This window comes from Methylosinus sp. KRF6, from assembly GCF_018887255.1.
Classification (GTDB): Bacteria; Pseudomonadota; Alphaproteobacteria; order Rhizobiales; family Beijerinckiaceae; genus Methylosinus; species Methylosinus sporium.
The window spans coordinates 2,148,902-2,162,019 of sequence record NZ_JAHLJF010000001.1 but is presented as its reverse complement, the minus strand read 5'-3'; the positions used below and the strand labels follow the sequence as shown (position 1 = coordinate 2,162,019).

General features: G+C 61.2%; 11 protein-coding genes. 4 read left to right on the top strand and 7 right to left on the bottom strand.

What is annotated here, in order from left to right; translation table 11 throughout:
* Window positions 1-298: 298 nt before the first annotated feature.
* Window positions 299-1,600: an MFS transporter gene (locus KP010_RS10390; protein WP_216280847.1), complete on the bottom strand. Its 1,302-nt coding sequence runs from the start codon at window positions 1,598-1,600 to the stop codon at window positions 299-301.
* A 13-nt stretch (window positions 1,601-1,613) separates the two neighbouring features.
* The gene (locus KP010_RS10385) at window positions 1,614-2,363 is read right to left on the bottom strand and encodes a class I SAM-dependent methyltransferase (RefSeq protein WP_166144987.1); all 750 of its coding nucleotides are present in this window, start codon (window positions 2,361-2,363) and stop codon (window positions 1,614-1,616) included.
* A gap of 242 nt (window positions 2,364-2,605) precedes the next feature.
* Here KP010_RS10385 and KP010_RS10380 point away from each other — a divergent pair, with 242 nt between their 5' ends.
* The gene (locus KP010_RS10380; protein WP_166144984.1) at window positions 2,606-3,319 is read left to right on the top strand and encodes a FadR/GntR family transcriptional regulator; all 714 of its coding nucleotides are present in this window, start codon (window positions 2,606-2,608) and stop codon (window positions 3,317-3,319) included.
* Between the two features lie 326 nt (window positions 3,320-3,645).
* Here KP010_RS10380 and KP010_RS10375 read toward each other — a convergent pair whose 3' ends face one another.
* The 3 genes from KP010_RS10375 to KP010_RS10365 form a co-directional block, all read right to left on the bottom strand.
* Window positions 3,646-3,864, bottom strand: a complete 219-nt coding sequence (locus KP010_RS10375) for a helix-turn-helix transcriptional regulator (protein WP_064032298.1) — start codon at window positions 3,862-3,864, stop codon at window positions 3,646-3,648.
* A gap of 1 nt (window position 3,865) precedes the next feature.
* Entirely contained in the window at window positions 3,866-4,441 is a 576-nt protein-coding gene (locus KP010_RS10370) for a hypothetical protein (protein WP_166144981.1), read from the bottom strand.
* Window positions 4,442-4,510: 69 nt separating this feature from the next.
* On the bottom strand, window positions 4,511-5,089 hold the full coding sequence (locus tag KP010_RS10365; RefSeq protein WP_166144978.1) for a DUF2975 domain-containing protein: 579 nt from the start codon (window positions 5,087-5,089) through the stop codon (window positions 4,511-4,513).
* A 468-nt stretch (window positions 5,090-5,557) separates the two neighbouring features.
* Here KP010_RS10365 and KP010_RS10360 point away from each other — a divergent pair, with 468 nt between their 5' ends.
* The 3 genes from KP010_RS10360 to KP010_RS10350 all read left to right on the top strand — a co-directional run bounded on the left by KP010_RS10360 (window position 5,558) and on the right by KP010_RS10350 (window position 8,998).
* Window positions 5,558-6,262, top strand: a complete 705-nt coding sequence (locus tag KP010_RS10360) for an outer membrane protein (protein WP_166144975.1) — start codon at window positions 5,558-5,560, stop codon at window positions 6,260-6,262.
* A gap of 131 nt (window positions 6,263-6,393) precedes the next feature.
* Entirely contained in the window at window positions 6,394-6,762 is a 369-nt protein-coding gene (locus KP010_RS10355; protein WP_166144972.1) for a hypothetical protein, read from the top strand.
* A gap of 1,450 nt (window positions 6,763-8,212) precedes the next feature.
* A complete protein-coding gene (locus tag KP010_RS10350) occupies window positions 8,213-8,998 on the top strand; it encodes a sulfite exporter TauE/SafE family protein (protein ID WP_371824205.1) in 786 nt (261 codons plus the stop codon).
* Between the two features lie 434 nt (window positions 8,999-9,432).
* On the opposite strand, the gene KP010_RS10345 is transcribed toward KP010_RS10350, so the two are convergent.
* A complete protein-coding gene (locus KP010_RS10345) occupies window positions 9,433-10,311 on the bottom strand; it encodes a substrate-binding domain-containing protein (protein WP_166144966.1) in 879 nt (292 codons plus the stop codon).
* Between the two features lie 2 nt (window positions 10,312-10,313).
* A complete protein-coding gene (locus KP010_RS10340; RefSeq protein ID WP_253203604.1) occupies window positions 10,314-12,482 on the bottom strand; it encodes a TonB-dependent siderophore receptor in 2,169 nt (722 codons plus the stop codon).
* Between the last annotated feature and the right edge of the window lie 636 nt (window positions 12,483-13,118).

Below are 13,118 nucleotides of genomic sequence, written 5' to 3'. Positions count from 1 at the left end.
AGAGCGCCTCCGGCAATGCCTCGAGTCCATTTCCTCCGGCCGCGGCGGCTACAATCGGGCGCTCTCCACGCGGGCAAGCCGATCATCGGAGAGAGCTGTTTGACGACGGTTTGACCCCTGTTCGAGGATTCGCGCACACATCGGCCTAGCTGCGAGAACGTCTGCTGACGGGGCGATCGGACGTTCGAGATACGGGGAAGACCCGGCTGCTTGGGGTCAAACTTTCACGTTCGTTTACTGTAAGGATGCGGAGGAGCGGACGTTCGAGCCGAGGTGCCTCCGCTATAAGCCTATTGCCTCACCTTTCGCCCCTTAGCAAGCCGATGGCCGCGCCCAAAAGGCAGAGCGCTGTCATGTAATAGAAGGGCGCCGTGGGAAGGGCGCGCTCTCCGACCAAAAGGGCCATCAAAGGCGGCGTCGTTCCGCCGATGACGGCATAGGCCGTGTTGTAGGACAAAGCGAATCCCGTGAATCGCAGTTCGGGCGGGAAGCTGCGGATGATCAGATAGGGGGTGAGCGTGATCGTCCCGATCACGAAACCGCCGATCGCATAGAGATGCAGACTCCATGCGCCGCCATTACCGAGGGAGAAGCCGAGCGCGGCGACAACCGCCGCCATCGCAGCGCCGCCGATCGCATAGGCTTTCCCGCCGCCGATGATATCCGTCACGCGGCCCACGAAGACGCTGCCGAGGATCAGTAGCGTTATGGACCAGCAGTTGGCGGTGAAGACATCCGCCGCCCGATAGTCGAATTGCGACTGAAGATAGGTGGGCAAATAGAGAAAATAGGTCACGAAGACGCCGGCGAATACACAGGTCGCGGCCATGGAGACGAGAACCTCGGTCTTGCAGCGCGTGAAGACGAGCGAGATCGGCAGTCGGGCGTCAGCGACACGCCGCTCGCGAAGCGCCTCGAAGACCGGCGTCTCCCGCAAATGCTTCCTCAGATAGACCGAGATCAGGCCGAAGACGCCGCCGAGGATGAAAGGAATGCGCCAGCCCCAGGCGACGAGATCATCTGCGCTCAGGCTTGCCGTCAGTATTTTGGCGGTGAGCGCGCCCATCAATATTCCGCAGCAAAGCCCGCCCATCAACAGGCCGCAGGCGAAGCCCACCCGGGATTTGTGGACATGCTCGGCGCAGAAGATCCATGCGCCGGGCACTTCTCCGCCCACCGACAGCCCTTGCAGCAGTCGGCAGAACAGGAAGAGGAGCGGAGCGGCGAAGCCGATCGTCTGGTAATCGGGCGTCAGGCCGACCAGCAGCGTGGGAAAGGCCATCAGGAAGAGGCCGAGCGCGAACATTCTCTTGCGGCCGACGCGGTCGCCGAAATGCGCGAAGACGACGCCGCCGATCGGGCGCACGAGATAGCCGGCGGCGAAAATGCCGAAGACCTGGAGCTGCGAGAGCCATTGCGGGCTGTTGTGCGGGAAGAAGACCGCGGCGAGGGTCTTGGCGAAGAAAACGCCGACGATGAAATCATAATATTCGAGCGCGCCGCCGAGAGACGCGAGCGCCAGCGTCTTCGCCTGTTCACGAGAGAGACCGCGCAACGCTTCGATTTCGCCGGACGCCAGAGGACGGGTTTGGACTGTCATGGGTCTGTTCCGATCAATCAATGTCGCGCGCCGCGCTCGAAGGCTTCGTCGCCGTCACCAGCATATCGACGCCCTCGCGATAATTGGATCGCACATCGGCGAAGCCGAGAGCGCGCATCGTCGACAGAGTCGCCGAAGAATACATGAGACGATCGGCGGACTCGTCGCTGAAGAGATGCAGGATCCAATCCTCAAGGAGATCATAGCGCTTCGCCTCGCCAAAGACCTTGAACCAATTGCGGACGTCCGCCCGGGTAGATGCGAGCTGAAGATCGTGATCATCCAGCGCGAAACGATCGCCATTGACGAACAGGCCGCCCGGCTCGAGAACCCGTAGGATCTCCGCGAAGAGCTCGCGTCTGTAGCGATGATCGAAATTATGGATGGCGTAATTGGAGGCGACGATGTCGACGCTCGCGTCGGGCAGCGCTCTCAGATAGACGAGCGCATCGCTCTCGATGAATTCGACGCGGCCGGCGCGGGCATAGGAGGCGAGATTTTCGCGCGCCTGATTCAACATCGCCGGCGAGGCGTCGACCGCCAGAAGGCTCAGATCATCACGCTGCGAGAGCAGCGACCGCGTGCTGGTTCCCGTGCCGCAGCCGATCTCCAATGCCCGCAGCGCGGCGCCGGGCCGCCAGGCTGCGACAGTCGCGCCGAGATTCGCTGTCACCGTCACGATGTTGGGGCAGATCATCGGGAGGAAATCATATTCCTCGCCGATAGGGCCGGTAAAAAGATTGTCGTCGCCCGCCGAAGCCATGATCGTCGTCCCTTTTGCCCGTCTGCTTTTGCCGCAGGCTCCTCCCGATGTTTTTTCTGCCCGATCGCGGTGAGCCAGGATGCTCGTTCGCGAGCCGTTTCGATATCGGCTCCCAATTGGGAGGAGTCGACATCCATTTCATCGGTTGATAGGATCATCCTATGTTTATCTGCCGCCGTCAAGCTCGCGACCGCCCCGTCATCGACTGGGGAGGACCGGCGTCTTCTGATATGAGGTCGAAAATGTCGTCCCCGACCACGATTCCGCAGGCGCCTCGGCGTTCGCTCGTCGAGTCCACGATCGATCTGATCCGCGCTCAGGTCGAAAGCGGCGCTTGGAAAGTCGGCTCGAAGATCCCCAACGAGCAGGAGCTAGCCGACATGCTCAATGTGGGCCGGAACACGGTGCGCGAGGCGATCCGCGTTCTCTCCCACGCGCAGGTTCTCGAAGTCCGCCAGGGCGACGGCACTTATGTGCGAACGAATGTGGATGCGGCCGAGACCATGCTCCGGATCGGCCGCTCCAGCCTGCGAGAGCATTATGAGCTGCGGGCGATGCTAGAAGCCGAGGCGGCTCGGCTCGCCGCGATGCACCGCTCGGAGGCCGACGTCGCATTCTTGAGAGAGCTGCTGAGCCGGCGTGGCGAACGCAGGGATCATGCGGCGCGCGAGGATTTCGTCGACGCAGACATTGCGTTCCATGGAGCCATCGCGCGCATGTCTGGCAATGCGGCGCTCGCCGAGCTCTATCGCTATTTCGCGGGCTCCGTGCGCGTCTATATGTCGGAGGCGCTGGACGAAGGCGACCTCCCCAATCCAGGGCTGGACCTCCATGCCATCATCATCGATGCGATCGAGCGTCGCGACGGCGACGCGGCGGCCGCAGCGGCGCGCGCGGTGGCGACTCCCGTGATCGTTGCGCTTTCGACGGGCGGGGCGGAGCTCTCGAAAAGGTGAATATGCTTCGGGACGAGCGGAGATTGATGTTCCGCGGACTCTGTACGCTATCGAGCGCTGCGCCCAGAGCGATGGCAAGGTCCGTTCCAGGGCATAACACCGCGTTCGCCATCCCCAGCGAGGAGGACGCGCCATAAGCCGACCTTCCGCACAAAGAGGATGAACTAAAGCGTATTCTGCGATGTTGCGTACCATCGGCGCATCCGAATCTCAGGCGGGCATTCTCCAAATTCACGAGTTTCGGTGAGTGCGTTTGTTGGAGGCTTCGTCGATGCCGCGGCTCGTGGCGATGTCGCCACACGTTGATGGAACGCGGACACGAAGGCCTACCCCTCTTTCGTCTCAGCGCGGTACTCCAATATATCGCCGGGCTGGCAGTCGAGAACCTTGCAGATCTTCTCGAGCGTGTCGAAGCGCACGCCCTTGACTTTTCCCGATTTCAGCAGGCTGACGTTGGGCTCAGCGATGCCGATATGCGCGGCGAGATCGCGCGAGCGCATCTTGCGCTTGGCGAGCATCACGTCGAGGTTGACGATAATCGGCATCTTACACAAACCGCTCATGCTCGTCGACGAACTCGGCGGCGGTCTCGAGGATCACGCTGAGCGCGAACACGCAGCCGCAGAACAGCAGATAGAAAACATCCTGGGGATTGATCCAAGCGTAAGCGGGCAGCTTGGCGAGGAGCTCGGTCGAAATAAGCCCGAAGATGAAGGGGCGCACCCCGATGTTGAACACCGTGGCAGCCAAGCCTGTCAGTGCAAAAAGACGCAACGCCTCCGCCGCCTCGATGGAGAACACGCGTCCGTCGAGATAGATCCCCGTGAGACGCCACAAGCGCGCGGCCGCAAGCACGGCCAGCGCCCAGGTTGATAAGGCGATCGACGTCGAGGACCAATAGCCCAGAGCGGATACGCTCTCAGGGTCCAGGCCATAGAGCTTGTGCATGGTCTCCAGACTGTCGGTGCGATGGCCCCAGTTCCAGCTCGTCAGCCCGAGTCCGAAAACGACCCAGGCCGCAGCGACGAGGCGAATCGAAAAGCAGGCCCAACGCAGCTTCGCATTGAGTGCGACGAGCTCCACGGATGGCGGTGGGGCGCTCTCATCGATGGCAATGGTCATAACCCTCATCCTTTTTCGAAGATCCCATTGAACGGTTCGACACAGTCGCAAGGCGACCGCGCTCGAAGCTCAGACGAACCGCGCGTGCTCGCTGGCGATTTCCGCAGCGGTCTTGAGAATCACACTGAGCGCCAGAGTGAAGACGCAGCACAGCACGAAAAATACATCAATCGGAGCCAACCAAACATCCATCGGTAACTTGACAATATGCTCGGCCAAGATAAGCGCGGCGGCGAGCGGCAGCGTCGTGAGGTCCACGATCGTGGCGGCGAAGCCCCACAGGGCGACGAGGCGCAAAGTTGCAGCAGCTTCGACTGAAAAGACTCTCCCTTCCAGATAAATGCCCGTGAGCCGCCAGAGCTGGGCGACGGCGATTGCAGCCAACGGGAATTTAAGCATCACGACCGTCACGGCGCTCCAGTATCTGAAATCGGAAACTTCAGCCGGGTCCAGTCCGTAAAGACGGGACATTCGCTCGAGAAGCGCGGTTCGGTCGGTCAAGTCCCACAAAATGATCGCCGGCTCGAAAACGATCAAAACCAAAGCGGCCAGGCGGATTGAATGGCATGCCCAACGCAGCTTTGGGTTCAGTGCGAGGAGCCGCATGGAGTTGATCGGCGCGCTGTCGTGACTCGTGTCGTTGCTCATGGTCGCGATCCTCGTTTTCGCGGAATAGCTCCTGCAAGCCGAAATTAGACGATTTGCGCGTGATCAACAGCGCTCTCGACCACTGTCCCTTGCCAAACGGGCGGCCCTGCGATCTCCGCCCTCGCACCGAGCAAAATTCGCGACCTTCCATAGCATAGGCGTTGGCCCGGTTACGCACGCGCCGCTCCGGAATACCGTGGGCAGCTCGAAGGGGGCGTTCAAGCTGCGGGCTCGTCGCCGCAGCCGGTGACGAGCAGTCGAGGGACGGCTCCGAGAGCGAGGCGAAGAGCGACCGGCTTGCTCATAATTACGCTCCTCCAGGATCGGATGATCATTGACACGATATAAAATTAATGTCAAACATAATACTATTAACCCACAGCATGGGCGGGAGCCCATCCTGCGAAAAGCCGTCTGGGCGCTCCGCTGCGGCGAAGGCCAAATGATTACTCGAGCGAAGGATACGATATGAAAACCGGGATCATCGTCTGCTGCACAGCTCTGTTTTCTTTCGGCGCAGCGAACGCCGCGGATCTGCCTGCCCGCAAGGCGGAGCCCGACTTCGTGCCATCGCCGGCGCTTTTCTACGAGGGCTTCTATGTCGGTGCGCAAGCCGGATTCGCCGGTTTCGGAGACCGCGTGCAATCGGTGCTTGCGTCGAACAATGCTGTTCTCTTTTCCAAGACCGCAAGTGGCGGCAGCTTCATCGGCGGCGCCCACGCCGGCTACGATTGGCGCTACGGTTCCCTCGTATATGGCCTCGTCGGCGACATCTCGGGCGCCCGCGCCCGCGCCTACACGATCGACCCCATTTTCGGTTATGGCGTACAGAACACGATCGACGGTCAGGGATCGATTCGCGGACGCTTGGGCTTGAACTACGAGCGCGCGCTGCTTTACGTCACCGGCGGTTTGGAACTCGCGCATATCGAGCGGTCCTATCAGGCGCCCCTCGGCTCGATGACCACGAATTGGTGGTCGGTGACGCCGACCGTCGGCGCCGGCGTCGAATATGCCCTCGATACGCGCTGGAGCGCACATGTCGAAACTCGGTGGTTCGGCGGGCACACGCGAGCCGAGGCCGTGAATTTCGCACAGCCGGCGCTGGCGACGCGACACGCACAGGGCGAAGGCTCGCTGACAGCGGGCGTGAGCTATCATTTCGGCAAATGAGCGGCGATCGGGCGCCTCGTAATTAGTGGATTTCGTCAAGATGATGCGGCCGCGCCGCTCGAGGAGGCCCCTTCGGCGCGGCCAATCACAAATAGACTTCGAACCTCGCCTACCGCTCGAGAACTGTCCCCATGGTTTCGAAGCTCGCGATTTTTCTGATCTGCCTGACGATGGCGACGTTCAGCGTCGTCGCCGCCGAGGAAAGTGTAGCGCCGACCGCTCCGCCGTCGGCGCAGCTCAACCTCGTAAAGACGAAGAAAACTAAAGCCAAAGCGGCTGCGCCGCTTTGTCCACGCGGCGGGCAATGGAAGGATGATCCGACTTGTTTCGACTTCAACGATCTGCCGATGCGGGCCAAAACCAAGGGTCACGACGGGAGAGCGGGCAACAGCTCCATGGCGCCGACTCTGTTCTTAAAAGGCCCAGGGCCGGCTCTCATCAACGATCCGAACGTAAAGCCTCCCCGAGGCGGCTCGGTCGGACTTCGATTTCGGTTCTGAGCCAGCCTATCCGGCGACGGCGGATCAACAGCGCGCCGAGCACAATAAGGAAGGCGGCGAAGAGGGCGGGCGCCGATACCCAATCGTGTTCGCTATATGGTTTTGGGGCAACCCAAATCTGGTGACTTTAGGCACCGCGCTGAATTCGATCATTCAGCGGCGAATATATCTCATGAACAGCGGTCTGGAATTTCGTGCGAAATGTTGGCGCGAAAGGGTGGGGCTTTGTCGTGACTCGACCGGAGCCATGGCAAGGTCCGACTTGGGTCACAGTTCCTCCTTCGCCGTCGGGAACGGGGAACTCACGCCATAAGCCGTCACTCGTCGCGGACGACCAGAGGGGCCGCTTTCCCTGGTGTTCGCGGACATTCGTCGCGTCGGATCGCCTGAACACGGACGTTCGAGCGCTACGCGGGCGCGACTATGATGTTGGTCCTCGCCGACTTATCGACGAGCTAGACTGCGCTGCCCCATCAATATGGGACGCTCTTATTCAACCGGGAAACGCGGCGTGCAGCAACGCCATCGCTGTCGCTCTCGAAGCGGCGAGCTCGGCGTTCCATCGCTCCAGAATCTCCGCATCCGGCGCATCGCGACCTGCGAATTGCGCGAGATATTCCGCACGGTCGGCTTGGCGAGTGGAAACAGGGACCGAACCGGCGAGTCGACGCGCCTCCGCGATTCGCTCGGCTTCTTTACCTGTCGCATTGCCGAGCCGAGCCTCTGCGTCGTGGATAGACCGCCAGAGCGACGTCACCTCGGCATGGCGCGTCGCGAAGGCGATGTCGAATAGCGCACGAACGATCCCCGGCCGATGACGTCCGAGGTCGAAGTCATAGTCGAAAATATTCTCGCTGCGCAGGTCGAAAGGATTGATGAGAGCCTCGCTCCTGGTCGGATGATAGGCGTCGGGACGCGCCGGATGCCGTACGCTGTCCGCTTCCAGTAATATTTTCTGTCCGTCGCAGGAGAGGACGAAGTCGACGAAGGCCTTCGCCGTATCGAATTTCCGGGTCGACGAGGTGACGGCGATATTGCTCGGCAGAAATGCGGTGCGCGCTGGATAGGCGAAGGCGATCGGCGCGCCATTGGCGCGAGCCGAGAGCGCCAGGAAATCGATCGTCGACGTCCTCGGCGGTCAGGGCGCGACGTTCGTCTGGCGGCACGGCCTACATCCATATTGGTAGCATCTCGTATTGTTTCGCATATTTCTGACGCAGCGTCACCTGGTTTCGATCCCTTCATGTTTACACTGACGCTTTTCCATCGCATTTGAAGCCACGTCTTCGAGGCTAGCGAAACGCTATCTTCGATTTCATCTTATGTCGTTCTGTTTCGCGTATTGCGCGGCACATTGCGATCTGAAACCCGTCGGAGGTCCCCTATGCCCGTTCCGTCAGAGTCCGCGTCGTTCTCCACTGTGGGCGCGAGCGGGGGAAGCAATCGGCTCATGACAAAACCGAGGCAGGCTTTCGCTTTCATCGGCGGCGCAGCGATTGGCGCGCTCGGCGGGCTGATCGGTCTCGGAGGCGCCGAATTTCGACTGCCGCTGCTCATCGGGCCGTTTCGATTTCGCGCCCTCGAAGCGGTCATCCTCAACAAGGCGATGAGTCTCATCGTCGTCGCGACCGCTCTGCCGTTTCGCGCCGCGTCTGTCCCTTTTGCAGCTGTCGCCTCCAATTGGCCGATCATTCTCAATTTGCTCGCAGGCAGTCTGGTGGGCGCGTGGCTCGGAGCGGGATGGGCGACGAAGCTGAGCTCCCGCAACCTCTACCGAATCCTCGCCGTGCTTCTGGCGCTGATCGCCGGAGCGCTGGTCTTCGGCCATGGCGCGACGGCGACATCCGCACATCTTTCGGGACTATTGCTGATCGTCGCCGGTGTGGTCGCGGGCTTCGGCATAGGGATCGTCGCCTCGCTCATGGGAGTCGCGGGAGGCGAGCTGCTGATTCCGACTCTGGTGCTGCTCTTCGGCGCCGACATCAAGCTCGCCGGCAGCCTCTCGCTCGCCGTGAGCCTGCCGACCATGATCGTCGGCTTCACTCGTTACAGCCGCGACAGCGCCTTTGGCGTCGTGACGCGCAACAAGGCGTTTGTCCTCATCATGGCGTCGGGCTCGATAGTGGGAACTTTCATAGGCGGACGTCTTCTCGGGAGCGTGTCGGACCAGCTCTTGATCCCGGCGCTCTCCCTGATTCTCGTGGCATCGTCGGTGAAGGTCTGGCGCCACGAGTAAATCGGCGAGAGTGCCCGCTCTTCCTCAAAACGACGACCTCCTTTCGCCTGGACACGGCAATGTCTCCTATCGGCGCAGCCGGACGTTCGCCGTTCGTATGGCCCCGGTTGCAAAGGGTCGAGTTCCTCGTTCGCCGTCCCGAGCGAGGCGGACCTGGACCGAGCGACTGTCCTCTTTCCTCGGATTTCGCGGACTCTTCGCAGCGTTGGATATCCTGCGGCCCGCTTGAAGGTCTCGTGGCCCGACTTGCTTCCGGATGACGGCCGGCGGGCCCAGCGCGCTCGGCCGCGATCGACGTAGACCGCGACGAGCAGAGCCGATCGCGCCGAAAAGCGCCGCCGCGACTTGAGCCTGCTACTTCGCGCCTTCTGAAGCGAAAGTAGACAGCCAACGATGCAGCTCGGCATAGGCTTTCACCCAGCGAGGCAAGACCCCTACCGTGAACGAAACTCCGACAGCGCCACAATCGGAACGAAATTGTAATCAGCGAAGATCGCCTGCGCACTCGGCGTCATGAGATACAGCGCGAAGCGCGCCGCCGCGGCCTGCCGCTCAGGAGATTTGTCGCGCAGCAACGCCAAGGCGTAATCGGCGCGTATGGCCAACGCCTCCGGGACGGGAACGCTGACGAGTTCGGGGTCGGGGTGAATGTCCCGCCGGCTGCAATAGCCGATGAAAAGATCGACCGATCCGTCGAGAAGGAATTTCTTTGTCGGCGCGGAGCCGCTTTGTGGGACGCCCCGGTTGGTCTGCGCCGGTGGCGGCTCGGGAGGGGCGCCGCCTACGAGGGCGCGCGCTTTTTCGCGGAGGATCTGCTCGGCTCCCCGACGCACGGTCTCGGCTTTGGCGAATAGAGCCATGGCGTAATCGCCGCCCGGATCGGCTTTTGGAGTTGATGTTCCGATTTTCGTCGCTGGATCGAGCATGTAGTCGAGAAGTTGGGCCTGCGTCAGCGGATGATCGGCGCGCGCCGTCGCACAGAGCGAGTTGCTGATGAAGACGACAGGCGGGGCCGCTTTACCTTCTGCGGCGAGGCGCTGTGGATGCTGCCGATCGGCGGAAAGAAAGAGATCGGCTTCATTGCCTCTTTCTATGGCTTCGCGCAGCAGGCCCGAAGGGCCGAAGACCATGGCGATCGTCTCGCCTGTCTCCTGCTGGTAGCGGGCGGCGATCGCGGACAATGCGCCGCCGAGGCTGCCCGCTGCATGAATGTGAATCGGCGCGCCGCCGGGCGCCTCGTCAGCCGAGCATGGCGCGAGCGGCGAAACGAGCAGCGACAGAATGACGAAGCGCCGGATGTGTGAGATCGGCATGTTCAAAGCTCCATCTGCATGGAAAGACGCAAGCTGCGTGGCGCGCCGAGCGCGCCTGTGCCGAAATCCGTGCTGTTGTAGCCGTTCTGGCCGGTCGGCGCGACATTGGCCCAATAATGCGCATTGGCGATATTGTAGACGTTGAGCCGCCATGTCACCGCTCGGTCGAGCAGACGCGTGCTATAGCGCAGGCCGAGATCGGCGACGGTGTATCCGTCGACAAAGGTCGTGTTGGCGTAATTTCCGGGCCGGCTGCTGGCGAAATTGATATTGGCGTTGACGGCGAGCCCCGGAACGAACGGGATCTGATAATCCATCAAAATGTTGAACACTACATGAGACAGGCCAAGAATCTGCTTGTCGTTCGTCAGCGCCGAGCCGGTTTCGTAGAGCCTCGGATTCAGCAGCGACAGGCCCGCGAAGATGGTGAGATCGTCGGTCGCCTTTCCCGACGCCGTCAGCTCGACGCCGCGATTGATCTGCTTGCCGTTGACGCCATAAACATTTCTGACCGTATAGGCATAGGGCCGCTCGATCTGGAACAGGGCCGCTCGCAGATCGATGCGGTCGAGATCGATCTTATAGCCGAGCTCCCATTGTCGGGCGCGGTAAGGCGCGAGGATGGCTCCGGCGTTGGCGACGCCATTGGGCGCCGTGTCGCCCTGCTGGAGATTTTCCGAATAGGTGACGTAAGCGGTCTGATTGCGCGTCGGCTTGAACATCAAGCTCGCCGTCGGGCTCACGCCGCTCGTGTCGTAGGTACTGGTCGTCACGCCGGCTGCGTTCAGGTTTCGCGCGTGAATCCAGCTCTGCGACAGAGCGAATTGCGCCGACCAGAGCTCGTTGAGGCCGATGACGTCGCCGATGGTGATCGATTGCTGAGAGGTCTCGACCGACAAAAAGCGGTTCTTGAAGTCGGGAAAGGAGCGCGCGGCGAACAGGGTCGGATTGGCGAGATTTGCGCTGCCGAGCGTGACCGGGCCGAGCACATAGGGCCGATAGCGGTCCCAAAAAAAGCCATTTTCGGCGATGACGAAATCGTGCGAGAGAGGGCCGGTGAGGAAGCGACTGTTCATTGCGGCCTGATGGCTCAGCACAGTATCCAAGGAAAATGTGGTTGTCGCGGCTGTTGTCGTGTAGTTTCCGAGATTGTCGGTCAAAGTGTTGGTCGGAACAGTCGAGGCGCGATCGTTGGATTGACGCAGCAGCCCCAACGTCAGGCGCCAGTTCTGATCGAAATCATGACGCAGCTTGCCGCTGAAGATCGCCGTCTGATTGTCGTCGCCGCCGAAGGTCTGGCCATAGCCTGGACGAGTCGGATCGGGCGCCGCGGGAAAAATCGTGGCGTTGCGGCCGAGCGCGAATGTGCCGGGCAGATTCTTCGTCACGAAATTGTAGAAGCTGGCGTTGGTTTCGAGAACGGTGCTCGGCGACGCGTGAATGTCGAAAGCGAGGCTCGCCAGCTGCCGCTTCGACTGGCTGCCGTCGACATAGATTTCGCCATTCTGCTCGAGCAGATTCACCCGGTAGCCGAAACGGCGCTCGTCGTCGAGAAAGCCGCCGAGATCGGCGTGTCCGAGCCAAGCGCTCTGAGACAGATAGGAAAACGTGATCTCGCGCAATGGCTTATCCGTCGGCCGCTTGAGCACATAGTTGAATGTGCCCGCTGGATTGGATGGGCCATAGAGTGCGCTCGACAAGCCGTTCAGCACCTCGATTCGCTCGAACTGCTCCAGCGGATAATCCGTCGTCGCCGCGATATTCAACCCGTCGATGCGTGTGTTCTGCACCACGCCCGCCTGCATGCCGCGCGTCTGCGGACGAATGTTTTCGCCTTGCACCGAAGGAATGAGCCGAAAGGCCTCGCGCAGACTGAGCAATTGCTGATTCTTCACGAGATCGGCGGATACGACGTCGATCGAAAGCGGCGTATCGACGAGGACCCGGTCGCCGAACGGTCCTACGTAGCCAGTCTTCACGCGATAACCGCCGTCCACAGTCGCAGCATCCGTTGCCGCGCCGACGCTTGCGGCGATGTCGACGGCCGGAAGCTCGGTCGGCGCATCCTGCGCGCGGACCGCTGAGATCGAAAGCGCGGCAATGCTGACATGGGCGACCAAAATTTGGATCGCGCCGAGCCGTCCATGGTTCCCCAAAAGGAGGATGTTCATCCTATGTCGAGCGCCTCGCCGAAGGGCCTCGATCGACATGGCGACTGTTGCACCCATCCGCATGCGCTCCTCGTTATCTGCGAGCCCTTCGATTCGGCCTCCCGGGCATAAGAAGTCCATTGGTTATGTATTTCAATTACATAAAAAATGCAGCCCGACGAAATTTTGAGCACGATAGTGAGGCGGCGCGATCCTCGGGAATGCGCCTCGAACGGCTTGCGTTCGGAATGACTCTGCGAACGCGGGATGGGCGAGCGGGAATTGTAGGCCAGCGGAGTTCAGCCGACTCTATGCTCGTCGACGACCGCCTCCTTGCCGGCGCTCGTTTTGGCGATCGAGATTACATTGTCGGGGTGTCGTTCAAATTTCGACGCATCTGATTGGCCTATAGAGGCTGTGCGCTGCCTGAGATGATGTGTCCGCATCCGCGCGCTCGCGGCATAAGGAAAGCTATTTGCGCGCGCTTTAGCCTATGCTCGCTTTTTTTAAGTCCGTAGCCCCCCAAAAAGCAGCGACGTCTTCGCGGCGCCGACGGAGCTATTTCGGCTGGTATCGATTAATTTGCGTGTCGTTCCGCGCAGGTGACGAGCGGATCCCGCGATCCCCTGTTGTGGCCGGAAGGCGCCATAATCAGCT

Bases quoted from the DNA above. Each gene is read 5' to 3' on its own strand.
- KP010_RS10350 (WP_371824205.1), top strand. From the start codon at position 8,213: ATGACAAAACCGAGGCAGGCTTTCGCTTTCATCGGCGGCGCAGCGATT.
- KP010_RS10390 (WP_216280847.1), bottom strand. From the start codon at position 1,600: ATGACAGTCCAAACCCGTCCTCTGGCGTCCGGCGAAATCGAAGCGTTG.
- KP010_RS10385 (WP_166144987.1), bottom strand. From the start codon at position 2,363: ATGGCTTCGGCGGGCGACGACAATCTTTTTACCGGCCCTATCGGCGAG.
- KP010_RS10380 (WP_166144984.1), top strand. From the start codon at position 2,606: ATGTCGTCCCCGACCACGATTCCGCAGGCGCCTCGGCGTTCGCTCGTC.
- KP010_RS10365 (WP_166144978.1), bottom strand. From the start codon at position 5,089: ATGAGCAACGACACGAGTCACGACAGCGCGCCGATCAACTCCATGCGG.
- KP010_RS10370 (WP_166144981.1), bottom strand. From the start codon at position 4,441: ATGACCATTGCCATCGATGAGAGCGCCCCACCGCCATCCGTGGAGCTC.
- KP010_RS10375 (WP_064032298.1), bottom strand. From the start codon at position 3,864: ATGCCGATTATCGTCAACCTCGACGTGATGCTCGCCAAGCGCAAGATG.
- KP010_RS10355 (WP_166144972.1), top strand. From the start codon at position 6,394: ATGGTTTCGAAGCTCGCGATTTTTCTGATCTGCCTGACGATGGCGACG.
- KP010_RS10340 (WP_253203604.1), bottom strand. From the start codon at position 12,482: ATGAACATCCTCCTTTTGGGGAACCATGGACGGCTCGGCGCGATCCAA.
- KP010_RS10360 (WP_166144975.1), top strand. From the start codon at position 5,558: ATGAAAACCGGGATCATCGTCTGCTGCACAGCTCTGTTTTCTTTCGGC.
- KP010_RS10345 (WP_166144966.1), bottom strand. From the start codon at position 10,311: ATGCCGATCTCACACATCCGGCGCTTCGTCATTCTGTCGCTGCTCGTT.